This is a genomic window from Amycolatopsis lurida, from assembly GCF_900105055.1.
Lineage (GTDB): Bacteria > Actinomycetota > Actinomycetes > Mycobacteriales > Pseudonocardiaceae > Amycolatopsis > Amycolatopsis lurida.
Window position 1 is genome coordinate 4,497,330 of sequence record NZ_FNTA01000004.1, and the last position, 25,868, is coordinate 4,523,197.

Below are 25,868 nucleotides of genomic sequence, written 5' to 3' on the forward strand. Positions count from 1 at the left end.
GCTCGCCGATCTCAGAGGCGGGATTGGTAGCCGCTGACCAGGTCGTCAGCGGCGGAAAGGCGCGTCAGGAGATTTTCCATTCCCTCGTCGGCCTGCGCCAGCTGCGGCGGCACCCATGGCACGGCTTGGGCCTGGGGTTCCACGATGGCACGCCGGGACTCCTCGAGCAGGCTTCGTGCCCGCTCGGCATGGGCGCGTCCGTCGGCGAGGCCGGTTTGGACGGCCGTCAGCAGCTGGTGCAGCTCCTCGAGGTACATGTCAGAGACGGGTCGAGTACGACTCGGCCGACGAGATGCCCGCCTGGATGGTGCTCTGCATCCCGGTGATGCCTTGCAGCGCCTCGGCGAGGAGCCCGTGTGCCTGGCTCACCTCGTGCTGGGTGCTGCCCTGGGTGGCCTGGGAAAGCGAAAGCTGGGCTTCTTCGAGAGACTGCGCGGCCTGCTGAAGTGCGGCGATGCTCGCGGATGCCTTCTCGTTCGCGAGCGCGATACCAGCGCGGATCTCTTCGACTCCGGCCATTTTGGCGGACTCCTTGGGACGTCGGGGGCTGGAACGACCACTATTAAACTTAGCGTGATCAACTGACTCTGTTAAGTGAAGGTCCGGCTAAGTAATCAACAAGGCCCCGGACGTCGGAACGTCCGGGGCCTTGCTGACAGCGGAGGATACAGGATTCGAACCTGCGAGGGCGTGAACCCAACACGCTTTCCAAGCGTGCGCCTTAGGCCGCTCGGCCAATCCTCCGTGGGGAACTTTACCGGATGCCCTTCCGCCCTCTCGAAGGCGGGTCTGACCTGCGCCTGCGGCTTCAGGAGGTCGCGGGCCCGGCGGCGTCGGCAGCGACGACAACGTCGGCCACGACGCAGGTGATGTTGTCCGGCCCGCCGCCTTCGTTGGCCAGGTCGATCAGCCTCGGGACGGTCTCCGCGGGATCTTGGAAGGCCCCTAGGACGTCGTTGATAACGGTTTCGACAACCGTTGCCGTTAACCCGTCCGAGCACAGCAGGAGCCGGTCTCCGGGCGCGGCGTCGAAGGTCCAGATGTCTGCTTCGCCGCTGCCGGTACTCAAGAGGGCTTTCATCAACAGCGAGCCGCGAGGGTGCCCCTCGACCTCCGAGGGGTCGATGCGCCCGTCGTCGGCGAGGGCCTGTGCGAGCGTGTGGTCGCGGGTGAAGCGCTGAAGCGTGCCGCCGCGGAGGAGGTATCCCTTCGAGTCGCCGATGTGGGCGGCCGTGAAGTGGGTGCCGTCGAACAGCACGGTCGTGAGGGTGGTGCCCATGCCTCGTGTCTCGGGCTCCTGCTCGGCCGTCGCGGCGAGCCGGTCGTCGATGGTGCGGAGGCCGCCGGAGAGCACCTCCACCAGGTCGACGTCCGCGAGGTCGAAGCCGTGGAGGTCCTTGTCGAGCCGGGAGAGGACGCCCACCGCCTCGGCGCTGGCGACCTCGCCGTGCGGCTGCCCGCCGATGCCGTCGGCGACGGCCAGCATCCTGGTGCTGGCGTAGACCGAGTCCTGGTTGACCTGGCGGCGCCGTCCGACGTCGGAGCCGGCGGCGTACCGAAGGGTGTACCTCATGGGACCCAGTAAAGCAGTTGTGTACTGAGTTCACAAACAAAGGGCTGGAATAGTCCGCTGTCGGTTACGATGCGGCGATGGAGGAGCAAGCCACCGTCACCGCGGCGGACATCGCGCGGATCGCCGGCGTCGGCCGCGCCGCCGTCAGCAACTGGCGCCGACGTTACGGTGATTTTCCGCCGCCCGTCGGCGGGACGGCGTCGAGCCCCTTCTTTTCCCTGGTCGCCGTCGAAAAGTGGCTGCGTGAGCGGGGGAAGCCGGTCGAGATCTCGCTCGGGGACCGGATCTGGCAGCGGCTGCGGAACCTCGGCGATGATCTGGCGCTCGGCTTCCGGGTCGGCCGGGTGGGGTCGTACCTGTCGCGGCGGCACGCGTGGACCTTTTCGCCGCGTTACGACGACGCCGAGCTGCTCGAACTGCTGGACCGCTTCGCCGCCGAGCGGGGCGCGCGCGAGGCTTTCGAGTTCCTGTGCGAGCGCTACGTCGAGGCACACTCCCGGCAGCTGTCCGTCACCCCGGGGCCGGTGGTCGAGCTGATGTCCCGGCTCATCGGTCCCGCACCCGGCGTGGTGCTCGACCCGGCGTGCGGACTCGGGACGCTGCTGCTCGCCTCCGGCGGGACCCGGCTGCTCGGCCAGACCGGCGATCCGGCGACCTCGTGCATCGCGGCGCACCGGCTGCTGCTCGCGGGCGCGGACATGGAGATGTACGGGGCGGATGCCCTGTCGATGGACTCCTTCGAGGGGGTTCTCGCGGACGCCGTCGTCTGCGATCCACCGTTCAACGAGCGGGAATGGGGCTACGACGAACTCGTCGGCGACCCGCGCTGGGTGTACGGCCAGCCGCCGCGCGGCGAACCGGAACTGGCCTGGGTGCAGCACTGTCTCGCGCACGTGAAACCCGGCGGGCTGGTCGCGATCCGCATGCCGCCCGCCGCCGCGGGCCGCCGCACCGGGCGGCGGATCCGCGGGAACCTGTTGCGGGCCGGGGCTTTGCGTGCCGTGGTCACGGTCGGCGGCGCGGATCTGTGGCTGCTGCGGCGACCGGAACCCGGGGAGCGGCCGCCGTCCCGGCTGCTGCTGGCGACCGATTCGTCCACTGTGGAGGAACACCTGCGTGGTGTGGACGTACCCGGCACGGTCCGGATCATCGAACTGCTCGACGAGGAGATCGACCTTTCCCCCGCGCGGTACCAGGATCGGGACGAACACGCGGGCGAGGCCTTTCTCGAAGTCCGCAGGTATTTCGAGGGAATCCGGCCGGAACTGCCGTCGCTGGCGGTGTCCGACGAGAAACCCTCGTTCGTCACGATCGGTGAGCTGCTGAAGTCCGGCGTGCTCACCGTGCCGGAATCGGTGGAAGAGGGCGATGTCGTCGCGTCGCCCTCCGTGCCCGCTTATGTCCACAGTGGAGAGACGATCGCGGCCGAGCCGACGATGTCGAAGTACCGCACCGATCCCGAACGGCTGGACGCGGGGTTCCTCGCCGGATGCCTGCGCGCGGCGGGGCAACTCGCCCCGGCCTCCTCGACCAGGATCGACCTCAGGCGCACCCGGATCCCTCGCCTGCCGATCGAGACGCAGCGTGCCCACGGGGAGGCGTTCACCCGGCTCGCCGCCTTCGAGGCCGCCCTGCGCGAGGCGGCGGAATCGGGCCTGGAGCTGGTGAGGCTAGGCTTGACCGGGCTCACCGAAGGACAGCTCAAGCCGGAGAACTAGGTTGCTGATCGCCGATCGCTACGAACTCGACGAGCTGCCGCTCGGCCGAGGTGGGATGGGCGCGGTCTACGCCGGCCACGACCGGCATCTCGGCCGCCGCGTGGCGGTGAAGTTCCTCGGGCTCCCCGGCGGTCCCGACGCCGAACTCGAACAGCGGTTCATCCGCGAGGCGCGGATCCTCGCGACCCTGGAACACGCGGGCGCGCCGACGCTCTACGACTTCGGCACCTACGACGAGCGGCTGTACCAGGTCATGCAGTTCATCGAAGGCGTGACCGTCGCCGATCTCGCCGCCGAACACGGTCCGCTGCCGGTGCCGTGGGCGGCCGCGATCGCCGCGCAGGCCTGCGCCGTGCTGTCCGCCGCGCACGCGCTGTCCATCTGCCACCGCGATCTCAAACCCACCAACCTGATGCTGTGCCCCGACGGCAGCGTGAAGGTGCTCGACTTCGGGCTCGCGATGCTGCGCGAGAACGACGTCGCCCAGTTCACCCGGGCCGGGCAGATCCTGGGCACCCCCGCCTACATGGCGCCCGAGCAGATCCAGCGGGGAATCGCCGGACCGCGCAGTGACCTGTACGCGCTGGGCTGCGTCCTGCACGAAATGCTGACCGGCAGGCAGCTGTTCACCGGGCCGACGGCGTACGCGGTGTTCGAGAAACAGGTCAAGGAGAGTCCGGCCGAAGTGGACGGTGTCCCGCGTGGACTGAACGACCTGCTCGCGGACCTGCTGGAGAAGGACCCCGAACGGCGCCCCGCCGACGCGAACCAGCTGTTCGGCAGGCTGGCCGGGTTCGCGCGGGACCTGCCGCCGCTCCCCGGATATCTGGACGAAGGCGCCAATCCGGGCCGGATGTACGCGCGGGTCGTCGGCCGCGTGCCCTGAGACGCGATCGTGACCTTCCGATCAACAACCCCGGACGGGTGAGCTCCGTCTTTACCCATGTCAGACGGACTACGGGCAAACGGGGGTACGGGTCGTGAAGAAGTTCCTGGTGGGGGTGACCGCACTGGCCACCGCGCTGGTGCTGACCGCGTGTTCCGGCACTACCGGTGGCGGCGCGCCCGCTGGCGGTGGCATCGCTCAGGGCGGGCCCACGACCACGTCGGCGCCTTCTTCGACACCGGCCACCTCGTCGGCGACGCCTGCACCGACGCCGAGCAGCAGCAGCTCCATGCCGAAGCCGACGTCCTCGAAGCCCAAGCCGGCGCCGAAACCCACGCCGAAGCCGGCGCCCAAGCCTGCCGCGAACGCCGCCGACGTTCCCTGCAAGGCCGCGCTGGCCTCGCCGGGCGTGAGCGCCTGTGTGGACCTTTCCGCGCTGAAGACGTGGCTGCTGCAGGACGGCAAGGTCGTCTACGGCCCGGTCAAGCAGCTGCCCGGCAAGAAGGGGTATGCCACGCCGACCGGTGTCTTCCACGTTTCGGCCAAGGTCAAGAACTACCACTCGAAGCAGTTCGACGCGCCGATGCCGAACTCCGTGTTCTTCCTGCCGGGTATCGCCTTCCACACGGGCAGCCTCTCGGTGTACTCGCACGGCTGCATCCACCTGTCCGCGGCGGCTTCGCAGAAGTACTTCACGATGCTGCAGAAGGGCGGCGTCGTACAGGTCGTGGCCTGATCGTTCCACCGCGTGACGATCAGTGCGGTTCGATTGCTTTGAGATGAACGAAGGCTCCCGCACGCCGTCTACGGGGCGGGTACGTGTTCTGGAACGGCACCACCGGTGCGGTGACCGACCGCCGCTGGTGATCTCGTGTGAAGGCCCCGTTCCTCGTGCCCAGGTACGAGGAACGGGGCCTTCACACGCTTCGGGGTATCAGCGCAGCAGATCGGCGGGGGTGGTGCCGGTCGAGGTGAGGGGAAGGCCGAGCGCGACGCGTTCGGTGAGCCAGGCGCTCGGCCGGTAGCGCTGGTCGCCGGTGCTCGCGACGAGTCCGCGCAGCACCCGCAGCACGAGATCCGCGCCCGCCTCGTCGCCCCAGGTCAGCGGTCCGCGCGGGTAACCGAGGCCGAGCCGGACGGCGGTGTCGATGTCCTCCGGTGTCGCGAGCCGCTGCCCGGCGATGAAGCAGGCGGTGTTGACGATCGACGCCAGCAGCCGCTGCGCGATCGGCGCGGGACCGTCGCGGACCACGCTCACCGGCAGGCCGGTCGCGGCGAGCGCGCCCCAGGCGGTGCGGCCTGCGGCCGGGTCGAGCGCGGGGTGGACAGAGAGCGTCAGGCGTTTCCGGTAGCCGCCGAGCGGGTCGACGCCGACGACCCGTTCCGCCGGAAGGCCCGCCGCACGTGCGGCGTCCACAGTGGACGAACCGACCGGGCTGACGATCAGGACCGTGTCCGGGTACGCGGAGTGCACGACCTGGATGCCCGCCGACGAGAGCAGGGTGCCGAGCCGTTCGTCGTCGACCCACACCGGCGTGGCCGGGGCTTCCGGCGCGGCCGGTTCCGGCTCGACCTGCTGCTGTCCGTCCACATAGGAGTAGAAGCCTTCGCCGCTCTTGCGGCCGAACAGCCCGGCGGCGACGCGCGGACGCGTCAGCCACGACGGCCGCAGTCGCGGTTCGCCGTGGAAGCCGCTCCAGATGCTTTCGAGCACGGCGTGCGAGACGTCGAGACCGGTGAGGTCGAGGAGTTCGAAAGGGCCGAGTTTCAGGCCGAGCACGTCACGGGCGACGCGGTCCACCTCGGCCGGGCTCGCGATCCCTTCGGCGAGGATCTGCAGTGCCTCGGTGCCCAGTCCGCGGCCGGCGTGGTTGACCAGGAAGCCCGGCGCGTCGCGAGCGAGGACGGGTTCGTGTCCCCAGCCGCGGACGAGTTCCGTCACGGCGGGGGGCAGCCAGGCGGCGGTCCGCGCGCCGGGCACGACCTCGACCAGCCGCATCAACGGGACCGGGTTGAAGAAGTGGAGGCCGAGCAGACGGCCGGGATCGGTCAGCGCCGCCCCGATCTCGGTCACCGAAAGTGAGCTGGTGTTGGTGGCGAACACGGTGTCCGGCCCGCATACGCGTTCCAGCTCGGCGAACAGCGTGCGTTTGATCTCCAGATCCTCGCGCACCGCTTCGATGACGAGGTCGACGTCGTCGGCGGGCGCCAGCGGACCCTCGGCCGCGATCAGCCTGCCCCTCGCCGCCTCGGCGGCTTCCTCGGTGATCTTGCCCTTCGAAGCGAGTTTGCCGAGCATCGCGCCGACCTGCTCGATGGCCTCGCCGACCGCGTCGGGCCGGGCGTCGGCGAGTTCGACCTCGAGCCCCGCCGTCACGGCGAGCTGGACGATGCCCCGGCCCATCACCCCGGTTCCGATGACCCGGATCCTGCCGACCTGCTCCGCCCACTTCTCCACCGCGAGCCGCCTTTCCCTCGATGTCGTTCCCGGCGTGACGCTAGCCGCCACGCCGATATCTCGCCCGGAAGGGTGATCCGTGCCCTGCTCGGCGTAAGGCCACCCGCCCGGCGCGGTCTCCTCCGCGAAAACCGAGTGTTCCGCGCCCCACCCCGAAGGGAAAGCTCCCATGGCCACCGTCCCCGCCGCCGCAGCCGTCCGGACCACGCCGTTGCTCCTCGTCGCCGTCCTCTTCGGCGCCGTCGCCGCGTTCCTGGCGAGCCAGGCGTTGTGGTCGCTCACCGCACTGGCCGTCGTGGTCGCCGTCGCCGTCCTCGCGGGCGGGGTGTGGCTGACCGGCCGGAAGGTGAACACCGAACTCTAAGATCGCCGTGTGACGGCCAAACGCTTGACGCGGGAAGAAAGCCGCGAGCAGACCAGGCAGCGCCTGCTCGCGGCGGCCGCCGAGCTGTTCTCCGAACGAGGGGTCAACGGCACGTCCGTCGAGCAGATCGCCGAACGGGCCGGATTCACCCGAGGCGCCTTCTACGGCAACTTCGACGGCAAACACGAGCTGGTCGTCGAACTACTGCGCCGCAGGACCCAGCGCGAGGCCGAGGAGGTCGCGGCGCTGAGGGAGGGTGTCGGCTCCTTCGCCGAGATGATGGACCGGTTGCGCGCGTGGAACGTCGAGCGCGCCGAGCACCTCGCCGGCTGGCTGACCCTGCGCACCGAGCTGGCCCTTTACGCGCTGCGGAATCCCGACGCGCGCCCGCTGGTCGGGGAAGGCGAGAAGTCGACAAGGGCGCTGCTGGAGACCTCGGTACGGACCGAACTCGCCGCGCGGGGCGTCGAACCGCCCGCCGACCCGGCCTTTCTCGCACTGATCCTGCACGCGCTCGAGGACGGTCTCCTGTTGCAACGCTTCCTCAGTCCCGAGGGGACCGGAGACGAGGACGTGGTGGACGCCGTCCAGCTGCTGATGCGGTCCTGGACCGCGCTCAGCCGGTCATCCTGATCCCGGTGAACTCGGCCATCTGACGGATCCCGTGCGCGAAGAAGTCGTCCGCCGGATCCACCGAGCCGACGTACTGGCCGAACAGCTCGAAGTTGATCATCCCGAACAGCTGGGTCCAGGCCATGATCAGCCGGGAGGCCGTCTCGGGGCCCAGGTTGATCTTGAGGATCCCGGCGAGGGTGTCGAGCTGGCGCAGTAGCGCGACGGGCATCTCGCCGACCTCGGTCTCGACGCGGAGGTTCGCGTCACGCAGGACGGTGACCAGTGCGAACGCCACCCGGCCGGCGGGGACGACGGTGTCCTGCGGGGCTTGATAGCCGGGGATCGGCGAACCGTAGATCAGCGCGTACTCGTGCGGGTGCGCCTTCGCCCAGGCGCGGACCGCGTGCCAGATCGACTCCCATCGCTCCAGTGAGGTCTTCTTCGGGTCGTCGGCCGCCTCCGCGGCTTCGCCGACGGCGTTGTAGGCGTCCACGATCAGCGCGGTCAGCAGCTCCTCGCGGCTGGAGAAGTACCGGTAGAGCGCAGACGAGACCATGCCCAGCTCCCGGGCCACCGCGCGGAGCGAGAGCCCGAGTGCGCCGACTTCGGCGAGCTGGCGGCGGGCTTCGTCCTTGATCTCACGGGTGAGCTCGGCGCGGGCGCGTTCGCGCGCGGTCTGAGTGGCAGCCATGCTCGCACCTTAGAGCATCGCACCTAAACGAGAGCACTGATCTTGACGCGACGCACTGCCCTAGTGTTCACTGCTCTTAACAAAGAGCACTGCTCTCGAAGGCTTCGAGGAGACGAGATGACCACCACCGCTTCCGCCGCCCCGACCCGCTACCTCAAGCCGGCCAAGGCGACCAGCGCGTTCAACGAATTCGTGCTCAAGCTGACGAGGCTCGGCGTCAGCGTCCTGGGCAGCCGGGTGCTTTCGGTCCGCGGCCGCAAAAGCGGCGAACTGCGCTCGGTCCCGGTCAACCTCCTGAAGCTGGACGGCGAGCGCTACCTGGTCGCGCCTCGCGGTGTCACGCAGTGGGTGCGGAACCTGCGCGTCGCCGGCGAAGGACAGCTCAGCGTCGGGCGCCGCACCGAGACGTTCACCTACACCGAACTCGCCGACGCCGAGAAGCCCGAAATCCTGCGCGCGTACCTCAAGCGCTGGAAGTTCGAGGTCGGGGTGTTCTTCGACGGTGTCGACGCGAAAGCGTCCGACGAGAAGCTGCTGGAGATCGCGCCCGGCTACCCGATCTTCAAACTCGCCTGATGCGGCGAGTCACGCCCCCAAGCACGCGAGTCGCGTCTCCAAGCACGCGAGTCGCGCCTTCGATCACGCGCCGACTGCCCGCCGCCGACATGTGCCCAGACGGACGACTCGCGTGATTGACCGGACGACTCTCGTGATTCACCGGACGACACGCGTGATTGACCGGACGACTCGCGTGATCAGGCGGACGACACACCCGTGATCGGTCCTCGCCCGTGTCGTCCGTTCAATCACGCGAGTCGGCCGTCCAATCACGTGTGTCGTCCGTCCAATCACGAGTGACGGCTGTGGCGGCGACCGAAGGAGGCCGAAAGTGGAGAGCCGCGGGCTAGTCGTCAGTGGGTGCCCGGCGCGTGCGGCGGGCCGTGGCGGCCACCAGCACCACCCCGACCAGGAACGCGACCAGCCCGATGAGGAACCACAGTTTCTGCCCGGTCATGAAGCTGCCGGTCAGCACGCCGGCGCCCTGGAGCACCCAGACGCCGCCGACCAGCAGGAAGACCAGCCCGACCGTGAGCGTGACCCAGCGTTTCATCCACAGCTCCCCGCCTCGACGTGCCCTGCGGCGATTCTGGCACCGGGAGCCCCGTCGGGCGAACCGATCACCGTCCGCCGACGAGCCCGTTCCGGTACGCGTAGACGACGGCGTGCACCCTGTCCCGCAGCCCGAGCTTCGCCAGGATGCGGGAGACATGGGTCTTCACCGTCTCTTCGCCCACGTGGAGATGCGCGGCGATCTCCGCGTTGCTGGAGGCGTCGGCGACGAGCAGGAGGACTTCGCGTTCGCGTGAAGTGAGCCGTTCCAGTTCCGCCGGTTCGGCGGCCGCGGGTTCGATGCTGGTGGCGAAGGTCGAGACCAGCCGCCGGGTCACCGTCGGGTCGATCAGCGCGTCGCCGCGCGCGGCCACCCGCATGGCCGAGACGAGCTCTTCGGGGGCGAGGCTTTTCAGCAGGAACCCGCTCGCGCCGGCCCGAAGCGCCCGATAGACGTACTCGTCGGAGTCGTAGGTCGTCAGCACGAGGACGCGAGTGTCGTTCCCCGGCGCGGACATGATCGCCTCGGTCGCGGCCAGACCGTCCAATTTGGGCATCCGGACGTCGAGCACGGCGACGTCCGGGCGCAGCTCTGCCGCCTGAGCGACGGCTTCGCGTCCGTCGGCCGCCTCGCCGACGCACTCGAAGTCCGCCTGGGTGTCCAGCACCGCGCGCATGCCGGACCGGAACATCGCGTGGTCGTCGGCGAGCAGAACCCGGATCACTGTGCCTCCAAAGGAAAACCGACGCGGACCCGCCAGCTCCTGCCGTCGTCGAGCGGTCCGCATTCCGCCTGTCCGCCGAACAACGCGACCCGCTGCCGGATCCCGGCGAGGCCGCGTTTCGTCGACTCGGCCGCCGCGTTCGCGTGGCCGATCTCGTTCGTGATCGTGAGGACCACCTCCGTCTGCCGGTAGGCGAGATCGATCTCGACGATCCCGCCGGAGCCGTGCCGGAGCGCGTTCGTCAGCGCCTCCTGCGCGATGCGGTACAACGCGATGTCCACCGAACCCGGGAGTTCCCGCGGCCCGCCGTGGCTCGTCAGCCGCGCGGGCAGCCCGGCGGTGCGGAGGTTGTCGAGCAGGTCGTCGAGGTTGTCCAGCCCCGGTTGCCGCTGCGCGTCGCCGTTCTCCTTGCCGTGCAACAGATCCAGCAGACGCCGCAGATCGGCCATCGCGGCCCGGCTCGACGATTCGACCGCCGAGAGCGAACGCCGGACGGCCGGTTCGCCCGCTGGCAGCCCGAGCCGCGCGGCGCCCGCGTGCACGCCGATCGCGCTGACGTGGTGGGAGATCACGTCGTGCAGGTCGCGGGCGATCGTCGTGCGTTCTTCGGCGACGGCACGGCGGACCGCTTCGGCTTCGTGCTGTCGCCGTTGTTCCTCCGCGCGCTGGAGGTCGGCGATGTACGCGCGCCGCGCGGTCGTGTAACGGCCGACCATCCAGGGCAGCAGGCCGCTCACGCCGACATCGATGAGCAGCAGCCGCCAGTCCCGGTCGGCTCGGTCGACCGGGATGACGTTGCAGGCGACGAGCCCGGCGAGCATCGCCGTCAGCGCGGCCAGCGCCGGTTTGGTCGAAAGCCAGGCGCCCGCGCGATAACCCGCGATCAGCACGCCCGCGTTGGTGGCCTGAAGGTAATGGTCGTACGGGTACAGCAGGAGCGGCGCGGCGGTGAGCAGCGCGCCGTGCGCGGCCGAAACCCAGCCGGAATACCGTGAAGGCCCGGCGAGCGCGATGTTCGCGAGGATTCCGCCCAGCAGCACCACCCACGCCTGCCAGCCGAGCGAGAGCGGCGGTCCGGCGATGAGGAACAGCCCGGCGTCGGCGACCAGGCAGACGGCCGCGACCGCCCAGGCCTGCCTCGCCAGCGAACCACTGATGTCCCGCACGCGCTCAACTCTGCCCTATTTCGCTGGACAGGGGTTCCTAAGATCGAAAGCCATGGGGACCGCGAAGACGCCCGTGCTCTGGACGACCGGCGCGCCGGGTGCCGGGAAAACCACCACGGCCTGGGGTTTGTACCGCCGCATCGGGGAAGCGGGCGGCAACGTCGCGTACGTCGACATCGACCAGCTCGGCCTGATCGGCCCGCCGCCCGGCGGCGGGGACGCCGCGCACGCGATCAAAGCGGCCAACCTGCTGCGGGTGCTGGAAAACCTGCGTGCGCGGGGCACCGCGCAACTCGTCGTGTCCGGTGTGGTGGACCCGGCGAAGCCGTACATCGAGAGTCGCGACTTCGATTTCACGCTCGTCCGCCTGACGTGTGATCGCGACGAACTCCGGAGCCGGTTCCTCGGCCGTGGCTCACCCGCCGCGGCCTTGCCGGACCTCTTCGCGGTGGCGGACGCCTACGACCGCGGCGGTTTCGGCGAGGAGCTGGACACGACCGGCCAGCACCCCGACGAGACCGTGGAGGCGCTGTTCCCTCGCTGCGTCGTGGACAACGGAAGCGTCCGGCCGCCGGATCCCGGGCGGCCGCTGCCCGGGCCGGTGACCGTGGTGACCGGCCCGACGGCGGTCGGCAAGTCGACGGCCGCGTTCAGCGCGCTGCGGGACCTGTGGGAGCGCGACCTGCCCGTCGCGTACGTCGATCTCGCGCAACTCGGGTTCGTGCACCCCGGCCCGGATCCGGCGCTGGAAGCCGCACTCCTGTCGGCCGTCTGGCGCGGCTATCGCGACGCGGGCGCGAAGCACCTGATCGTCGTGGCCCGGGAATTCCGCCCGGAGCACTGGCGGGTCTTCGACGCGGTCACCGTCGTCCACCTCGACGCGGACGAACCGGCGCTCACCGAGCGGGTCCGGCGCCGGGCCGAAGGCGAGTCCGCGTTGCTGGCGGGCGACGAACTCCGCGGCGCGCCACCCGGCGTACGGGACCGGGTGGCCGCTCGCGCGATCGCCGAGGCGGCCCGGATGCGTGGCGACGCCGGTGATCGCGTCGTCCTCGACACCTCCGGACAGGAACCCGCCGAAACGGCCGCCGCGTTGCTCGCCCTCGTGGCTCAGTAGCGCCGCTGACCGTCCGGCCCGCCGCGCTGATTTTGCGCGGGCTTGCCGATACTCGTCGCCGTCGCGGTGTCGCCGGTGACCTTCGCGTGCACCGTCACCGTCTCGCCGGTCTTGGGATCACCGGTCTTCTTCGTCGACGCGTCGATCGTGTAGACCTGCTTGTAGCCGTCTTTGCTGGTCAGGCTGACGGACGTCGCGCTGATCTCGGTGATCTCGCCGGTCTGCATCCGTTCGGTGCTGTAGCCGCCCTTGCCGTCGGAGACGACGAAGTCGCCGTGCAGCGCGTCGCGCGGCATGCCACCGCCAGGGCCCATGAGCACCCGGCCGCCGCCGGGGCCGCCCATCATCCCGCCCTGTATGGCGCCGTTCGCGGCGGTTCCGGCCCAGATCGCGGCACCGCCGCCGACGGCGATCACCACCGCCACCCCGGCCGCGATCGCGGTCTTGCGACCCGACCAGGTCTTATTCGGTTCACCCGCCGGGGCAGGCGCGCCCCAGGTGGCGGGCTCGGCCGCCGGGGGTTCGGCGGGTTTGGTCGGTTCGGTCATCTGGTCGCCTCCGTGTGGTCGGTTGCGGCCATGCTCGGCGCCGTCGCTGTGCGGAAGCTGTGCCGCCGGTGGGCACGCGCTGTGTTTCGCTCCCCGGCAGGGTGATCGTTCACAGGAAACGCACAGGCGGGACACAGAGAAGCCTCATCGGGGTCGCCCAGGATGGCAGCATGACCAGTGTGAACGTCCCTTCGTCCGGTTCCGCGAAGGCAGGCCTGCGCCGTGCCGACGGCAGCCCCGTGCGGGTGCTGGTCGTCGACGACGAGGCGACCTTGTCCGAACTCGTGTCGATGGCGCTGCGCATGGAGGGCTGGGACATCCGCACCGCGGCCGACGGCACCGAGGCCGCCCGCGTCGCGCGGGAATTCCGGCCGGACGCGGTGGTGCTGGACGTCATGCTGCCGGATATGAGCGGCCTGGAGGTCTTGCGCCGCCTGCGGTCCGAGGTGCCGAACCTGCCGGTGCTGTTCCTGACCGCGAAGGACGCGGTGGAGGACCGGATCGCCGGGCTCACCGCGGGCGGCGACGACTACGTCACCAAACCGTTCAGCCTGGAGGAGGTCGCGTTGCGGTTGCGCGCGCTGCTCCGGCGCGCGGGCGGCGTCGCCGGGCCGAGCGGGTCGATGCTGGTCGTCGGGGACCTGACCCTGGACGAGGACAGCCGCGAAGTGCACCGCGGCGGCGATCCGGTGCCGCTGACGGCGACCGAGTTCGAACTGCTGCGTTATCTCATGCGCAATCCCAAGCGTGTGCTGTCCAAGGCGCAGATCCTCGACCGCGTCTGGAGCTACGACTTCGGCGGCCAGGCCAATATCGTCGAGCTGTACATTTCCTATCTCCGCAAGAAGATCGACGCCGACCGGGAACCGATGATCCACACGATGCGCGGCGCCGGGTATGTCCTCAAACCCGCGGGGTAGGCGGCCGTGGTCCCTGCGACGGCGGCTGATCGCGCAGGTCGCGGGGTTGCTCGCGCTCGTCTGCCTGGTGGTGGGCGTGGTGACCGAACTGGCGCTGCGGGATTTCCTGATCGACCAGCTCGACGCGCGGATCGCCGAGACCAGTGAACGCGCCAGCCGTCCGCCTCCGCCGGGGCGCCCTGGCGGGGAACGGGTGCCGGAAGGCTTGCGCGCGTACGGTCAGAGCACCGGTTCGTTGTTCGTGAACATCCTCCCGGACGGGCGGGTGGTCGCGGCGGTGCTGCGGTCCAGCTACGACGCGAAGGTCGCCGACCCGTTCCCGCACGACCCGATCGGCCCGGCCCAGCTCTCGGCCCTGTTGCGGTCGACGCCGACCGACAGGCCCACCGACGTGGACCTCGGCTCGCTCGGGGAGTACCGCGTGGTGGCCAAGCAGGCGTCCAACGGTGGTATCGCGATCACCGGCCTGCCCACAAAGGACGTCACGGACACCTTGTGGAACCTCGGTTTCATCTTCGGCGGGGTCGCCGTCGGCGGGATCCTGCTGGCGGGCGCGCTCGGCGCGGTGACCGTGCGGCGCACGATGAAACCCCTCGATCGCCTCGCCGCCACCGCGACCAGGGTCGCCGAACTCCCGCTCGACCGCGGCGAGGTCGCCCTGTCCGAGCGAGTGTCCGAAGTGGACACCGATCCGCGGACCGAGGTCGGGAAGGTCGGCTTCGCGCTCAACCGCATGCTCGGCCACATCTCGAACGCGCTTTCCGCCCGGCAGGCCAGTGAAAGCCGGGTGCGCCGCTTCGTCGCGGACGCGAGCCACGAACTCCGGACGCCGCTCGCGGCCATCCGCGGCTACGCGGAACTCACCCGGCGCTCCGGCTCCGAGGTGCCGCCGGACATCGCGTTCGCGATGGGCCGGGTCGAATCGGAATCGACGAGGATGACCGGCCTGGTCGAGGATCTGCTGCTGCTCGCCAGGCTCGACTCCGGGCGTCCGGTGGTGCACCAGCCGGTCGATCTCTCCCGGCTGGTCGCGGACGCCGTCGCCGACGCGCACGTCGCCGGTTCAGAGCACAAATGGCTGCTGGAGGTCCCGCCGGAGCCGATCACGGTCCTCGGCGACGCGGATCAGCTGCACCAGGTGGTGATCAACCTGCTCGGCAACGCGCGCACGCACACCCCGGCGGGTACCGAGGTCGCCACCTCTTTGTCCATAGTGGACTCGACGGTGACACTGTCCATTGTCGACGATGGACCGGGGATCCCGCCGGAGATCCTCCCGGAGGTCTTCGAACGGTTCGCCCGCGGCGACGACTCGCGTTCGCGGGCCGCGGGCAGTACCGGACTGGGCCTGGCCATCGTCGCGGCCGTCGTCGCCGCGCACGGCGGGCGGGTCGGGGTCGTCAGCCGTCCGGGGCGGACGGAATTCCGGGTCGAGCTCAGGGCGTCCAGTCACTGTTAGCGCCGCACAGGATGACGCAGGGCAGCTCACCCTCGGTCCGCCCGGCCAGCCACGCGGCGAACGGGACCGCGGCGGCCGGTTCGACGGCGAGGCGGAACTCCTCCCAGAGCCGGTCCCGCGCGGCGAGCAGTTCCGCGTCGCCGACCAGCACGGACGTCACGCGATCGCGGAGCACGGCGAACGGGACGCTCCCGATCCTGGTCGCGCCCAGCGCGGACGCGGCCACCGAGTCGATCTCCACGTCCACCGGCTCGCCCGCCTCCAACGCCGCGCCGAGCGCGCGGCACCGCTCCGGTTCGACGGCGAACGTCGGCAACCCGGCCAGCGACGTCCCGGCGACCAGCCCGCCACCGCCGACCGCGACCAAGAACGCGTCGACGTCCGGCGCGTCCTGGATCACTTCGGCCGCCACAGTGCCCTGACCGGCGACGACGGCGGGATCGTCGTACGCGTGCAGGTACCGCGTACCCGGCTCGGAGGCCGCTTCGAGCGCCTTCGCGGCGGCCTCGGCGTACGTCGCTCCGTGGCGGATGAGCTTCGCGCCCGCCGCCTCGATCCGGGCCGTCTTCGCCTGCGGAGCAGACTCCGGCACGTACACCGTCGCGGGCAGATTCAGCAGCGAAGCCGCCGTCGCCACGCCCAGCCCGTGATTGCCGCCGGACGCCGTCAGCACCCGCTCCGGCAACGGACCGCTCACCAGCGCGTTCACCGCGCCCCGCAGTTTGAACGATCCGCTCCGCTGCAGATGCTCCAGCTTGAGGACCAGCGGCCGCCCGTCGACCTCGGCGCGCAGCAGCGGCGTGCGTCGCACGAACGGGTGGACGGCCTCGGCGGCCTCGCGGACATCTGCCCAGGTCGGAGTACTCATACCCCCCACTGTCCTCCATGCCCGGACGGGAGTGACTACACTGGTCCTCGGATCCCGCGCGGCGTCCATCTTGTGAACCTCCCCAGGGCCGGAAGGCAGCAAGGATAAGCAAGCTCTGACGGGTGCGCGGGATCCCCTTTTTTTGGGGGCTAGAAGATCCCGAAGACATCCTTCGGCGGCACAGGCGACGGCAGGGCTTCCGCATCGGCGATGGGTTTCGCTTTGCCTTGCAGCTGCCGGAGGTCCTCTCCCGCGACGCAGCGCGCCGGGTAGGCGGATGAGGCGGCCCGGCGGGTCATCTCGGGTACCGGCAGCTCGACGCGGGAAGCGGCGACCACGATGTTGCCGAAGCGGCGGCCCCGGAGGACGCCTGGCTCGGCCAGGATCGCCAGGTGGGGGAAAGAACTCGCCAGTGTGGCCAGGAACCGGCGGAGGAACGGCAGGTTCGGCCCGTCGGAGACGTTGGCGACGTAGGTTCCGGCCGGGCGGAGGACACGCGCGATCTCGCTCGTGAACTCGACGGTCGCGAGCCCGCCGGCCAGGACTCCGCGTTCGAAAGCGTCCACGATGACCAGGTCGGCCGAAGCGTCGTACCTGCCGGAGACACCTTCGCGGCCGTCGCCCACGCGGACCTTCAACCCCTTCAGGCCCAGCTGTTCCCGGACGAGCGCCACGAGTTCGCCGTCGGCGTCGAAGACCAGCTGCCGTGAGCGCGGCCGGGCCGCGGCGATGTAACGCGGGAGCGTGCAGGCCGCCCCGCCGACGTGAAGCGCGTCGAGCGGACCTTCGCCGAGGCAGTCGACGACGTCGGCGATCCGGCGGATGTAGTCGAACTCGAGATCTTGGGGGTCGTCGAGGTCGACGTGCGACTGGGCGACGCCGTCGACCGAGATCACCCAGGCGTTGGGGCGGTCGGCGTCCCGGAGCAGTTCGGCGGTGCCGAAGCGGACCGGATACTTGCCTGGGGTCGGTGCCGGTCTCACCTGTCGGGCCCTCCCGGTAGTCTCGCGGCCGTGGCATTAGCTCTATACCGAAAGTACCGTCCGGCTACCTTCGCCGAGGTCGTCGGGCAGGAGCATGTGACCGATCCGCTGCGTACGGCGCTGGCCGCCGGGCGCATCAACCACGCCTACCTCTTCTCCGGCCCGCGCGGCTGCGGCAAGACGTCCAGCGCCCGCATCATGGCGCGGTCGCTGAACTGCGCGAAGGGCCCGACGCCGGATCCGTGCGGCGAGTGCAATTCGTGCCGCAACCTCGCGCCCGAAGGCCCCGGCAGCGTCGACGTCACCGAACTCGACGCCGCCAGCCACGGTGGCGTCGACGACGCCCGCGAGTTGCGGGACAGGGCCTTCTACGCCCCGGCCGACTCGCGCTATCGCGTCTTCATCATCGACGAGGCGCACATGGTCACCACGCAGGGCTTCAACGCCCTGCTGAAGATCGTGGAAGAGCCGCCGGAGCACCTGATCTTCATCTTCGCGACCACCGAACCGGACAAGGTGCTCCCCACCATCCGGTCGCGGACGCACCACTACCCCTTCCGGCTGATCCCGCCCAGTTCCATGCGCGAGCTGCTGGAACGCAACGTCGCCGCCGAAGGCGCGAAGGTCGAGCCCGCGGTGTATCCGCTGGTCATCCGCGCGGGCGGTGGTTCGGCGCGGGACACGCAGTCGGTGCTGGACCAGCTGCTGGCGGGGGCCGGGCCGGACGGCGTCGACTACTCGCGGGCGGTTTCGCTCCTGGGTGTCACCGACGTGGCGCTCATCGACGGCATGGTCGACGCGCTGGCCGCGGACGACGCCGCCGCGGTGTTCGGCACCGTCGAGCGGCTCGCCGAGGCCGGGCACGACCCGCGCCGGTTCGCCACCGACCTGCTCGACCGCTTGCGCGACCTGGTGATGCTGCGATCGGTGCCGGACGCGGGTGAGCGCGGCCTGGTCGCCGCGCCGGACGACGAGCTCAAGAAGATGACGGAGCAGGCGGGCAAACTGGAGCCCGCCACGCTCTCGCGCTACGCCGACATCGTCCACAATGGACTCTTGGAGATGCGGGGCGCGACCTCGCCGAGGCTGGTGCTGGAACTGCTCACGGCGCGGATGCTGCTGCCGTCGGTCGCCGAGGGCACCGACGCGTTGCTCGCCCGGCTCGAACGGCTCGAACGCCGTGCCGCTTCGGCTCCGGCGCCCGTCGCCGCCGCTCCCGCGCCGTCCGCTCAAGCCGCACAGGCGGCCCCGGTGGCGCAGTCCGCCCCGGCCGCTCCGGCGGGTGAGCCCGTGCGCGAGTTCCAGCGGCCTTCGCAACGAGCCGCCGCGCCCGCCCAGCAGGCCGCACCGGCTCCACAAGCCGCACCACAGCCCATCGCGCGGCCCGAGCCGGTCGCCGAACGGCCCGCCCCGCAACGCCCGCCCACCCCGCCTCCGGCCGAGGCAGCTCCGGCCGCGGCTTCGGGTGGCGCAGCGCCCGCAGCGCCAGCATCGGACGTGGACGGGATCCGCGGCCGCTGGCCGCAGGTGCTCGCCGCGATCCGCAAGGTCCCGGGCGGCCGCAGCACCGAAGCGATGCTCACGCAAGCGAGCGTGGTGAGTGTCGAGGGCAACGCCGTCACGCTCACCCACAGCGCCGAGCCGCTGGCCCGGCGGCTTTCCGAGCCGCACAACGCGGAGCGCGTCGCGACCGCGTTCAAGGAGGTCTTCGGCGGCGACTGGCAGGTCCGCTGCGTCCACGGCGCCGCACAGGCCCGGCAGGCCACGGCGCCCAAGGCCGCGCCGCAGCCGCCGGCGCCCGAGCGGTCCTTCACGCGCCGGTCCGTCGAAGCGCCCGCCGCCCCTCCTGAGCCTCCCGCGCCGAAGCCGGAGCCCCAGCGGCCGAAGGTGACGACCTCCGAGCCGGACATCCCGCTCCCGCCCGAGCCGGTCGAGGAGGACGAGGACCTCTACAACGAGGACGCGAGCCCTGCCCCGCCGCCTCCACCGCTCCCGCCCGAGCAGGACCCGGAAGAGATCGCCAGGAAGCTGCTCGCCGACCACCTCAACGCCCGCCCGCTCGACGAGCGCAAGTAGTCCTCTGAATGCGGTACTCGCCCGCGCAAGTGCCGCATTCAGAGGACGAAACGCGGGTCAGCGGGGCGCGAGTGCCGGCTTCAGGGAGCGGTCCCTTCATGGAGTTCCCTGGTGAGCAGTGCCGTGCCGAGCCGGGTGAGGTGGTGCAGGATGGCGCTGCCCTGCCGGGCACTGGTGACGAGCCCGGCCTCGCGCAGTACGGCGGCCTGTTTGCTGGCCGTGCCGATCGAGGTGCCGAGGCAGGCGGCCAGCTTGCTGGTCGTGCGCGGGACACGCAGCGCGCCGAGGCTTTCGGCGCGGGTCCGGCCGAGAAGTGCCACCAGTTCGGGGGACACGTCCGCCTGCCGGGGGCCGGTCACCCTGGCCGGGTAGAGCAGCACCGGCGGCAGCGCCGGATCGATGAACGTGACCGGCGTGTTCGCGCAGAACCGGCTCGGGATCAAGGTCAGCCCCCGGCCGTCGAGATGGACGGTCCGTTCCCGGGGATACGCGATCTCCAGCACCTCGCCGTCCCAGCCGCGGACGCCGGGGATGCCGCGCATCATCGCGCCCGCCCCTTCGGCTGCCAGCGTGTGGACCCGGCGCACCCGATCGGCGGCGACGGTCTCGCGCATGCCGTGCCAGAACGGCTCGATCACCAGGCCATACGCGTCCCGCAGGGCGCCGACGAGGCCGCTGACCTCCTCGCGATCGCCGTCGGCGAGCCGTTTCACCCAGGGCGGCACGGCGCCGGTGAACACGGTCCGGAGGTCGGCGCGCAGCCGCCCGCGAGATGTGCACGCCACCGCCTCCAGCCCGCTTTCGAAGGAACCCACCGAGGTGGGCGGGGTCAGGAAGTCGGGAAAGTTCCCCTTCGGCGGAACCAGCGTGAACAGCGTCTTCAGCGCTCGTGCCGCTCCTTCGTGCCGGCGCAGGTTCAGCCGGACCTGCTGCCGCCAGGCCGACGGGCGGTCCTCTCTCAGCTGATGCGAACCGAGGACCAGCTCCCACAGCGGGTCGGGTGCTTCGGCTATCCGGATCCCCTGGAGGTCCCGGCGATCGAAGATCATGCGCAGAGTCATGCCTCGTCCCCCTCAAGACGGCATTTGCTTCTCCGCCGGTAACTCAAACGCTCCGGGTGTGCCGGGACAAGCCCTGCGGCCCACTTGGGGAGGGTGGGACGGAAACCGGGCGCCGACCTGCGGAGACATCGGCGCGTGAGACGTCGTGGGGAGGATCGCGACGGAGCCGGTCGCGCGGCCGTCCGCCCCGGGCACCGTGGAACTCCGGCAGCCCGGCGCTGCTCAAGCCCTAACCGGCCAGGTAGTCCTCGATGGCCTTCGCGATGACGGCCGCGTACTGCTGACGCCCTTCTTCGCTCGCCATCGCCGCGGCTTCGGCGGCGTTGCGCATGTTCCCGCACTCGACGAGCGCGGCGGGCCGCGTCGAGAGGTTGAGCCCGCCGAGGTCGGCGCGCGGGGCGAGCCCGTTCGATCCGAGGTACGTCGACGTCGGGAAACCTCCCGCGCGGAGACCGTCCCGCAACGCCGTCGCGAGTTTCATCGAGGGCTCGCCCTGCTGGGCGTTCAGCGGCGGGGCCGAGTAGGCGACGTGGAAACCGTGCGCCCCGGCGGAATTCGAGCCGTCCGCGTGGATCGACACGACCGCGTCCGCCTGCGCGTCGTTCCCGATCGCGGCGCGCTCGTCGACGCAGGGCCCGACCCCGGTGTCGCTCTGCCGGGTGAGGACGACGCGGATTCCCTTGGCCGCCAACGCCTGCGAGATCCGCTGCGAGACATCCCAGGTGAACGCGTGCTCGGGGTAGCCGGAATTCGTCGAGGTCCCGGTGGTGTTGCACGGTTTCGTCTTGCCACGCCCCGCCGGGACCTGCCTGGTGATCTCGCCGGGCTTGCCGGAGTTCCCGCCGTTGTGACCGGGATCGAGCACGACGACCTTGCCCGTTTTCGGCTGCCGCGTGCTCGGTGGCGGCGCGCTCGAAGACGGTGTGCTCGTCGTGGAACTCGGCTGTGGAAGGGTGGTGAGGACCGTCGTGGTGCCGGGCGGAGCCGGACTCGACGGCGATGACGCGGGGGTGTCCACCCCGCACGCCGTGAACAGCGTCAATCCGATCGCCACCACAAGGCCCAGCCGTCGTCGCACGGCGCCCACGGTGCCACACGCGTGACGGCTAGGCTGGTAGGCGGCACGGGATTTTCCAGGAGAGGACCGATCGGATCATGGTGCAACCCGGTGGCGGCTTCGACCTGTCGCAGATCATGCAACAGGCTCAGCAGATGCAGCAGAAGCTGGTCGAGGCCCAGGAAGAGCTGGCCAACACGGAGGTGACCGGCACTTCCGGCGGCGGCCTGGTCACCGCGACCGTGTCCGGCGACAGCCAGCTCAAGTCGCTGTCCATCGACCCCAAGGTGGTCGACCCCGACGACGTCGAGACCCTGTCCGACCTGGTCGTCGCGGCCGTGCGGGACGCTTCGGCCAACGCGCAGAAGCTGACCGAGCAGAAGCTCGGCCCGCTCGCCGGCGGCCTCGGCGGCGGGATGCCGGACCTCGGCGGCTTCCCCGGGCTCGGCGGCTAGCTTGTACGAGGGTGTCGTCCAGGATCTGATCGACGAGCTCGGGCGGCTGCCCGGCGTCGGTCCCAAGAGCGCGCAGCGGATCGCCTTCCACCTGCTGGCCGCCGATCCCGCGGATATCGCGCGCCTGCAGGAAGTGCTCGGCAAGGTCAAGGAAGGCGTGCAGTTCTGCGAGGTCTGCGGCAATGTCTCGGAGCAGGAGACCTGCCGGATCTGCCGCGACACCCGCCGCGACCTCACGGTCATCTGCGTGGTCGAGGAACCGAAGGACGTGCTCGCCGTCGAGCGGACGCGCGAGTTCAAGGGCCGCTACCACGTGCTCGGCGGCGCGCTGGACCCGTTGTCCGGCATCGGGCCCGAGCAGCTGCGCATGCGGGAGCTGCTCGCCCGGATCGGTGGCGCGGAGATCAGCGAGATCATCATCGCGACCGACCCGAACACCGAAGGCGAGGCCACCGCGACGTACCTCGTGCGGATGCTTCGCGACTTCCCAGGCCTGACCGTGACGCGGCTGGCGTCCGGTCTGCCGATGGGCGGTGACCTGGAGTTCGCGGACGAACTGACGCTGGGCCGGGCACTCTCGGGCCGGCGGGCTCTCTAGTGCCGCATCTCGGAACGTTGACCCGGTAATCGGCTCGGTTTACTGACGGTCCAGGTTGGTCCTCCCATGTCGGGCGGGGCGAGTGCGGTGCTGACGATCGCTCCGATGCGCGTCGTACATCTTCTGCGCGTCGACGAACTCGCAGCTCTTGGGCCCTGATTGCCCGCCATGGGGCTGTAACCTGCACAAATGATCAATCCGTTCGGGGTGAGTCTCGGCGCCAAGGCCGCACGCCTGCTGGCCCGGCTCGGACGCGCCGAGATCCGCCCAGGGTTGACGGAGCAGGAGTTGACCGGTATCGAAGCGCGGTTCGGGTTCGCGTTCGCCGACGACCACCGCGCTTTTCTCGCGGTGGGGCTGCCCACGGGAGGGGCATGGCCCGACTGGCGCCACGGCAACGCCGCACAGCTTCGTTCCTGGCTCGACAGACCGGTCGAGGACGTGATATTCGCGGTGGCGGAGGCGGACTTCTGGCATCCGAGCTGGGGCACGCGCCCTGCCCGGCAGACCGACGCCGTAGCCGGCGCGAGGGCGCACTTGGCGTCAGTGCCGCAGCTGGTTCCGGTCTACTCCCATCGCTACCTGCCCGCGGGCCAGGCGACATTCGCTCACCCGGTGTTGTCGATCCGCGGCGCCGACATCATCCCCTACGGGTACGACCTCATCGACTACGTGCACCAGGAGTTCGGCGGCCCGCAGGGCAGAGCCGACGAGGAGCGGCACGTCGTTGCCGCCACAGCAGCATTCTGGTCGGATTTCCTGTCCTGGTCGAACCGGGAAGGGTAGGGGGACCACGCACAGCTCGGCACGGATGAGCCATGAGCACCGCGCCGACCGGGTCCGCCCCACGGTGGGGCTCTGCGGGATGGGAAGCCCTCACAGAAACCTCCGTCACCGCGCCTCAGCCTGAGCTGAAAGACCCAGCTAGGGCTGCATCTCGGAACGTTGACCCGGTAATCGGTCTGGTGGGCTGACGGTCCAGGCTGGTCCTCCCAAGTCGAGCGGGAGGTGGTTGTGGGTCGTCGTCCGGAGGTGTTCGTCCGGTCGTTGTCGATGGAGGAGGGCCGGAAGTCGGCCCGGATCGGGCGGACCGCGAAGGACCCGGTGCGGTTGCGTCGGGCGATCGTGGTGTTGATGTCGGCCCAGGGGCGGCCCCACCAGCTGGGACAACGTGATGGGTAAGCAATACCGGCCTCAGGGCTGGATCTTCTGGCCGGGTACGCGCTGGGTCCCGCCGGGCGACTTCGGCAAGTGCTAGTGGTGTTCGCGGAGGGCACGGGTCGCCACGCTGCGTGAAAGGCAAGATCCCGGTAAACCCGTGCCCGCCGCCGTGTGGAAAAATCTGCGTCGGCCTGCCGATCGGACGGCGAAGGTTCGCCGTGTATCCGGATGCGTGCGTCAGGGCCGATAAGCGAGGAATTCCGCCATGGATTGGCTTGCCGCGATACCTGCCGTGTTGCTGTGCGCGTCGCTGTTGGTACTGCCAGGTCTGCCGATCACGTACCTGCTCGGCCTGCGCCGGCTGACGGCCGTCGCACTCGCGCCGGTCGTCGTGGTGGCCGTGGTCGTGCTGACGGCGATGGCCGCGTCGAAACTCGGCATAGCCTGGTCTCCGTTGCCGGTACTCGGCGTCTTCGCCGGGTTGACGGTGGTGATCGCCTGCGTGGTCATCCCGCTCCGCAAGCGGCTGCCGCGGCCGGCGGCGGGCGACGGCTGGCCGGTCGTCGGCGCTTCGGTTCTCGGCCTCGCCGGAGCCGCCCTCCTGGGCGCGCTCACCGTGCGCCTGTCGATCCGCGGCCCCGAAGAGCTGATCCAAACCGAGGACTCCGCCTTCCACTACAACGCGATCGCGAACATCCTCAACACCGGTGACGCGTCCACGCTCATGATCGACACCCTCGGCGTGCCGGGCCGGGCACACGGGTTCTACCCGGCCGCCTGGCACGACCTGGCTTCGCTGTTCGTCATGATCACCGGCGGATCGGTGCCGGCGGCCGCGAACATCCTGTCGATCTCGATCGCGCTGGTCATCTGGCCGCTGGGCTGTGTCCTGCTGATGCGGCAGCTCGCCGGGCCGTCGCGGACGGCGCTGGGGCTCGCCGGCCTGATGAGCATCGCCTTCGGCGCGTTCCCGTGGGAAATGCTCGGCTGGGGGATCCTCTGGCCCAACCTGCTGGGCCTTTCCCTCGTGCCCGCCGCGCTGGCCGCCCTCCTGTCCGTGGCGAAGCTCGCCACGGAGGACGCCATCGGCCGCGGCCGGGCGTGGCTGCTCGTACCGATGTTCGGCGTGGCGGTGACGATCGCCCACCCGAACGCGGTGATCAGCCTGGCGGCGGTCGCGGTGCCGGTGGTGTTCGTCGGTTTCGCCAGGGCGTCGATCCGGCGGTATCGGGCCGGTCGTCGTGGTACCGCCGCCCTGATGGCGGCTCCGATCGTGCTGGCCGCTCCGGCCTACTGGCTGGTGGTCGTCGAATCCGGGCTGTTCGCGGGCACCATGAACGCGGAATCGCCGCCGTTCGAGTCACCTTCGCACGCGCTGGGGGAGGCACTGACCGGGGCCACGAACGGCCGCGGCGCGGGCTGGGTGCTGGCCGTGCTCGTGATCATCGGTGCGGTCTCGTGCTTCCGGCAGCGGTTCCGGCGGTGGCTGGTGGCCTCGCACGCCATCTCGGTCGGCCTCTACGTGCTGGCCGCGGGGGTGCCGGGCGCGGGACGCCGGGTGTTCACCGGATTCTGGTACACCGACTCCCACCGGCTCGCGGCGATGATCCCGATCACCGGGGTCCCGCTCGCGGTGATCGGGACCATCGCGGTGGTGGCCGCGGTCCGGTCGTGGCTTTCGTCGGCGAGCTTCCTGGAGCACCGTCGGGTCATGGCCGCGCGGGCCTCCGCCGCCGCGCTCCCCGTGGTCGTCGTCCTGGCGCTGGTGGCGACCGGCGGACTGAATCTCCTCGATCACCGCAACCGGGTGCTGAGCGCGTATCCCAAGGTCGATCCGCTCGTCAGCCAGGAGGAACACGCGCTGTTCGAGCGGATCGGCGAGCGGACCGAACCCGGCACGATCGTGGCCCAGATGCCGTACAACGGCAGCCCCGTGGTGATGGCGCTGAGCGGTCGCCAGGTGCTGTTCCCGCAGCTCAACATCGGCAGGCTCACCGCGGACCAGATCTACCTCGCCCGCAATCTCAGCAAGGCGGCGACCGATCCGCGGGTCTGCGAAATCGCCGGCAGGCTCAACGTCCGCTACCTGCTGACCAACGACATCCCGCGGGGGAACCTGTGGGACGGGCTGACCTACCCGACCGGCGAGGGCTTCCGCCAGATCGACCAGGGCGGCACGTTCAAGCTGTACCGGATCACGGCCTGCGACGCGCCGGCCGGCTGAGGCGGGCGGAACCGGCCACGCGCCTGGAGCGCGTG

General features: G+C 70.4%; 27 protein-coding genes, 1 tRNA gene and 1 other RNA gene. 15 read left to right on the forward strand and 14 right to left on the reverse strand.

Annotated features, from left to right (window positions below; translation table 11 throughout):
- Nucleotides 1-11 precede the first annotated feature (11 nt).
- The 4 genes from BLW75_RS26525 to BLW75_RS26540 form a co-directional block, all read right to left on the reverse strand.
- Nucleotides 12-257 carry a hypothetical protein gene (locus tag BLW75_RS26525; RefSeq protein ID WP_016337967.1) on the reverse strand — a complete coding sequence of 82 codons (246 nt, stop codon included), beginning with the start codon at nt 255-257 and terminating at the stop codon, nt 12-14.
- 1 nt (nt 258) lies between these two features.
- Entirely contained in the window at nt 259-519 is a 261-nt protein-coding gene (locus BLW75_RS26530; RefSeq protein WP_005167132.1) for a hypothetical protein, read from the reverse strand.
- Between the two features lie 140 nt (nt 520-659).
- Nucleotides 660-744 (reverse strand) — tRNA-Ser (locus tag BLW75_RS26535).
- 64 nt (nt 745-808) lie between these two features.
- The gene (locus tag BLW75_RS26540; protein ID WP_034314542.1) at nt 809-1,573 is read right to left on the reverse strand and encodes a PP2C family protein-serine/threonine phosphatase; all 765 of its coding nucleotides are present in this window, start codon (nt 1,571-1,573) and stop codon (nt 809-811) included.
- Between the two features lie 77 nt (nt 1,574-1,650).
- On the opposite strand from BLW75_RS26540, the gene BLW75_RS26545 reads away from it, so the two are divergent.
- From BLW75_RS26545 to BLW75_RS26555, 3 genes are all read left to right on the forward strand, one after another.
- The gene (locus BLW75_RS26545) at nt 1,651-3,291 is read left to right on the forward strand and encodes an N-6 DNA methylase (protein WP_034314545.1); all 1,641 of its coding nucleotides are present in this window, start codon (nt 1,651-1,653) and stop codon (nt 3,289-3,291) included.
- 1 nt (nt 3,292) lies between these two features.
- Entirely contained in the window at nt 3,293-4,177 is an 885-nt protein-coding gene (locus tag BLW75_RS26550) for a serine/threonine-protein kinase (protein ID WP_034314547.1), read from the forward strand.
- A gap of 94 nt (nt 4,178-4,271) precedes the next feature.
- Complete coding sequence (locus tag BLW75_RS26555; RefSeq protein ID WP_034314549.1) at nt 4,272-4,913, forward strand: L,D-transpeptidase; 642 nt, start codon at nt 4,272-4,274, stop codon at nt 4,911-4,913.
- A gap of 198 nt (nt 4,914-5,111) precedes the next feature.
- Here the strand turns inward: BLW75_RS26555 and BLW75_RS26560 are convergent, their stop codons facing one another.
- Nucleotides 5,112-6,635 carry a 3-hydroxyacyl-CoA dehydrogenase gene (locus BLW75_RS26560; protein WP_034314551.1) on the reverse strand — a complete coding sequence of 508 codons (1,524 nt, stop codon included), beginning with the start codon at nt 6,633-6,635 and terminating at the stop codon, nt 5,112-5,114.
- Nucleotides 6,636-6,804: 169 nt separating this feature from the next.
- Here BLW75_RS26560 and BLW75_RS26565 point away from each other — a divergent pair, with 169 nt between their 5' ends.
- The gene (locus tag BLW75_RS26565) at nt 6,805-6,999 is read left to right on the forward strand and encodes a hypothetical protein (RefSeq protein ID WP_034314554.1); all 195 of its coding nucleotides are present in this window, start codon (nt 6,805-6,807) and stop codon (nt 6,997-6,999) included.
- A 9-nt stretch (nt 7,000-7,008) separates the two neighbouring features.
- A complete protein-coding gene (locus BLW75_RS26570; protein ID WP_034314557.1) occupies nt 7,009-7,632 on the forward strand; it encodes a TetR/AcrR family transcriptional regulator in 624 nt (207 codons plus the stop codon).
- Here the strand turns inward: BLW75_RS26570 and BLW75_RS26575 are convergent.
- Nucleotides 7,616-8,305, reverse strand: a complete 690-nt coding sequence (locus BLW75_RS26575; RefSeq protein ID WP_034314559.1) for a TetR/AcrR family transcriptional regulator — start codon at nt 8,303-8,305, stop codon at nt 7,616-7,618. The two genes, BLW75_RS26570 and BLW75_RS26575, sit on opposite strands and share 17 nt — an antisense overlap.
- A 117-nt stretch (nt 8,306-8,422) precedes the next feature.
- Here BLW75_RS26575 and BLW75_RS26580 point away from each other — a divergent pair, with 117 nt between their 5' ends.
- Complete coding sequence (locus BLW75_RS26580; RefSeq protein WP_034314561.1) at nt 8,423-8,881, forward strand: nitroreductase/quinone reductase family protein; 459 nt, start codon at nt 8,423-8,425, stop codon at nt 8,879-8,881.
- Nucleotides 8,882-9,209: 328 nt separating this feature from the next.
- Here BLW75_RS26580 and BLW75_RS26585 read toward each other — a convergent pair whose 3' ends face one another.
- The 3 genes from BLW75_RS26585 to BLW75_RS26595 all read right to left on the reverse strand — a co-directional run bounded on the left by BLW75_RS26585 (nt 9,210) and on the right by BLW75_RS26595 (nt 11,306).
- Nucleotides 9,210-9,416, reverse strand: coding sequence for a hypothetical protein (locus tag BLW75_RS26585; RefSeq protein ID WP_034314563.1), 207 nt, complete (start codon nt 9,414-9,416; stop codon nt 9,210-9,212).
- Between the two features lie 67 nt (nt 9,417-9,483).
- Nucleotides 9,484-10,140 (reverse strand): response regulator, encoded by a 657-nt coding sequence (locus BLW75_RS26590; RefSeq protein ID WP_034314566.1) that lies wholly within the window; start codon nt 10,138-10,140, stop codon nt 9,484-9,486.
- Nucleotides 10,137-11,306, reverse strand: a complete 1,170-nt coding sequence (locus BLW75_RS26595; protein ID WP_034314569.1) for a sensor histidine kinase — start codon at nt 11,304-11,306, stop codon at nt 10,137-10,139. The genes BLW75_RS26590 and BLW75_RS26595 overlap by 4 nt, the downstream gene beginning before the upstream one ends.
- Before the next feature lie 52 nt (nt 11,307-11,358).
- On the opposite strand from BLW75_RS26595, the gene BLW75_RS26600 reads away from it, so the two are divergent.
- Nucleotides 11,359-12,423: an AAA family ATPase gene (locus BLW75_RS26600; RefSeq protein ID WP_034314571.1), complete on the forward strand. Its 1,065-nt coding sequence runs from the start codon at nt 11,359-11,361 to the stop codon at nt 12,421-12,423.
- On the opposite strand, the gene BLW75_RS26605 is transcribed toward BLW75_RS26600, so the two are convergent.
- Entirely contained in the window at nt 12,417-12,971 is a 555-nt protein-coding gene (locus BLW75_RS26605) for a hypothetical protein (RefSeq protein ID WP_034314574.1), read from the reverse strand. The two genes, BLW75_RS26600 and BLW75_RS26605, sit on opposite strands and share 7 nt — an antisense overlap.
- A gap of 170 nt (nt 12,972-13,141) precedes the next feature.
- Here BLW75_RS26605 and BLW75_RS26610 point away from each other — a divergent pair, with 170 nt between their 5' ends.
- Nucleotides 13,142-13,891 (forward strand): response regulator transcription factor, encoded by a 750-nt coding sequence (locus tag BLW75_RS26610; protein WP_034314576.1) that lies wholly within the window; start codon nt 13,142-13,144, stop codon nt 13,889-13,891.
- The gene (locus BLW75_RS26615; protein WP_034314578.1) at nt 13,869-15,350 is read left to right on the forward strand and encodes a sensor histidine kinase; all 1,482 of its coding nucleotides are present in this window, start codon (nt 13,869-13,871) and stop codon (nt 15,348-15,350) included. The genes BLW75_RS26610 and BLW75_RS26615 overlap by 23 nt, the downstream gene beginning before the upstream one ends.
- Here BLW75_RS26615 and BLW75_RS26620 read toward each other — a convergent pair.
- Nucleotides 15,328-16,218 (reverse strand): serine/threonine dehydratase, encoded by an 891-nt coding sequence (locus BLW75_RS26620; protein ID WP_034314580.1) that lies wholly within the window; start codon nt 16,216-16,218, stop codon nt 15,328-15,330. The two genes, BLW75_RS26615 and BLW75_RS26620, sit on opposite strands and share 23 nt — an antisense overlap.
- A gap of 46 nt (nt 16,219-16,264) precedes the next feature.
- Between BLW75_RS26620 and ffs the strand changes: the two genes are divergently transcribed.
- An RNA gene (gene ffs / locus BLW75_RS26625) (signal recognition particle sRNA small type) lies at nt 16,265-16,359 on the forward strand.
- A gap of 8 nt (nt 16,360-16,367) precedes the next feature.
- On the opposite strand, the gene BLW75_RS26630 is transcribed toward ffs, so the two are convergent.
- Entirely contained in the window at nt 16,368-17,201 is an 834-nt protein-coding gene (locus tag BLW75_RS26630; RefSeq protein WP_034314583.1) for a spermidine synthase, read from the reverse strand.
- 30 nt (nt 17,202-17,231) lie between these two features.
- Between BLW75_RS26630 and BLW75_RS26635 the strand changes: the two genes are divergently transcribed.
- The gene (locus BLW75_RS26635; protein ID WP_034314584.1) at nt 17,232-19,277 is read left to right on the forward strand and encodes a DNA polymerase III subunit gamma and tau; all 2,046 of its coding nucleotides are present in this window, start codon (nt 17,232-17,234) and stop codon (nt 19,275-19,277) included.
- An 80-nt stretch (nt 19,278-19,357) separates the two neighbouring features.
- Here BLW75_RS26635 and BLW75_RS26640 read toward each other — a convergent pair whose 3' ends face one another.
- The gene (locus tag BLW75_RS26640; RefSeq protein WP_034314586.1) at nt 19,358-20,338 is read right to left on the reverse strand and encodes an ArsR/SmtB family transcription factor; all 981 of its coding nucleotides are present in this window, start codon (nt 20,336-20,338) and stop codon (nt 19,358-19,360) included.
- 229 nt (nt 20,339-20,567) lie between these two features.
- On the reverse strand, nt 20,568-21,425 hold the full coding sequence (locus BLW75_RS26645) for an N-acetylmuramoyl-L-alanine amidase (protein ID WP_395766732.1): 858 nt from the start codon (nt 21,423-21,425) through the stop codon (nt 20,568-20,570).
- Nucleotides 21,426-21,493: 68 nt separating this feature from the next.
- Here BLW75_RS26645 and BLW75_RS26650 point away from each other — a divergent pair, with 68 nt between their 5' ends.
- From BLW75_RS26650 to BLW75_RS26670, 4 genes are all read left to right on the forward strand, one after another.
- Nucleotides 21,494-21,850: a YbaB/EbfC family nucleoid-associated protein gene (locus tag BLW75_RS26650; RefSeq protein ID WP_007035126.1), complete on the forward strand. Its 357-nt coding sequence runs from the start codon at nt 21,494-21,496 to the stop codon at nt 21,848-21,850.
- 1 nt (nt 21,851) lies between these two features.
- Entirely contained in the window at nt 21,852-22,448 is a 597-nt protein-coding gene (recR, locus tag BLW75_RS26655) for a recombination mediator RecR (protein ID WP_005166260.1), read from the forward strand.
- 189 nt (nt 22,449-22,637) lie between these two features.
- Entirely contained in the window at nt 22,638-23,234 is a 597-nt protein-coding gene (locus BLW75_RS26660) for an SMI1/KNR4 family protein (protein ID WP_034314595.1), read from the forward strand.
- A 640-nt stretch (nt 23,235-23,874) separates the two neighbouring features.
- A complete protein-coding gene (locus tag BLW75_RS26670) occupies nt 23,875-25,833 on the forward strand; it encodes a DUF6541 family protein (protein ID WP_143055358.1) in 1,959 nt (652 codons plus the stop codon).
- Nucleotides 25,834-25,868 lie beyond the last annotated feature (35 nt).

What these genes read in the sequence shown, in the direction of transcription:
- BLW75_RS26525 (WP_016337967.1), bottom strand. Translation starts at nt 257, where the DNA reads ATGTACCTCGAGGAGCTGCACCAGCTGCTGACGGCCGTCCAAACCGGC.
- BLW75_RS26530 (WP_005167132.1), bottom strand. Translation starts at nt 519, where the DNA reads ATGGCCGGAGTCGAAGAGATCCGCGCTGGTATCGCGCTCGCGAACGAG.
- BLW75_RS26540 (WP_034314542.1), bottom strand. Translation starts at nt 1,573, where the DNA reads ATGAGGTACACCCTTCGGTACGCCGCCGGCTCCGACGTCGGACGGCGC.
- BLW75_RS26545 (WP_034314545.1), top strand. Translation starts at nt 1,651, where the DNA reads ATGGAGGAGCAAGCCACCGTCACCGCGGCGGACATCGCGCGGATCGCC.
- BLW75_RS26565 (WP_034314554.1), top strand. Translation starts at nt 6,805, where the DNA reads ATGGCCACCGTCCCCGCCGCCGCAGCCGTCCGGACCACGCCGTTGCTC.
- BLW75_RS26575 (WP_034314559.1), bottom strand. Translation starts at nt 8,305, where the DNA reads ATGGCTGCCACTCAGACCGCGCGCGAACGCGCCCGCGCCGAGCTCACC.
- BLW75_RS26580 (WP_034314561.1), top strand. Translation starts at nt 8,423, where the DNA reads ATGACCACCACCGCTTCCGCCGCCCCGACCCGCTACCTCAAGCCGGCC.
- BLW75_RS26585 (WP_034314563.1), bottom strand. Translation starts at nt 9,416, where the DNA reads ATGAAACGCTGGGTCACGCTCACGGTCGGGCTGGTCTTCCTGCTGGTC.
- BLW75_RS26600 (WP_034314571.1), top strand. Translation starts at nt 11,359, where the DNA reads ATGGGGACCGCGAAGACGCCCGTGCTCTGGACGACCGGCGCGCCGGGT.
- BLW75_RS26605 (WP_034314574.1), bottom strand. Translation starts at nt 12,971, where the DNA reads ATGACCGAACCGACCAAACCCGCCGAACCCCCGGCGGCCGAGCCCGCC.
- BLW75_RS26610 (WP_034314576.1), top strand. Translation starts at nt 13,142, where the DNA reads ATGACCAGTGTGAACGTCCCTTCGTCCGGTTCCGCGAAGGCAGGCCTG.
- BLW75_RS26615 (WP_034314578.1), top strand. Translation starts at nt 13,869, where the DNA reads ATGTCCTCAAACCCGCGGGGTAGGCGGCCGTGGTCCCTGCGACGGCGG.
- BLW75_RS26620 (WP_034314580.1), bottom strand. Translation starts at nt 16,218, where the DNA reads ATGAGTACTCCGACCTGGGCAGATGTCCGCGAGGCCGCCGAGGCCGTC.
- BLW75_RS26640 (WP_034314586.1), bottom strand. Translation starts at nt 20,338, where the DNA reads ATGACTCTGCGCATGATCTTCGATCGCCGGGACCTCCAGGGGATCCGG.
- BLW75_RS26650 (WP_007035126.1), top strand. Translation starts at nt 21,494, where the DNA reads ATGGTGCAACCCGGTGGCGGCTTCGACCTGTCGCAGATCATGCAACAG.
- BLW75_RS26660 (WP_034314595.1), top strand. Translation starts at nt 22,638, where the DNA reads ATGATCAATCCGTTCGGGGTGAGTCTCGGCGCCAAGGCCGCACGCCTG.
- BLW75_RS26670 (WP_143055358.1), top strand. Translation starts at nt 23,875, where the DNA reads ATGGATTGGCTTGCCGCGATACCTGCCGTGTTGCTGTGCGCGTCGCTG.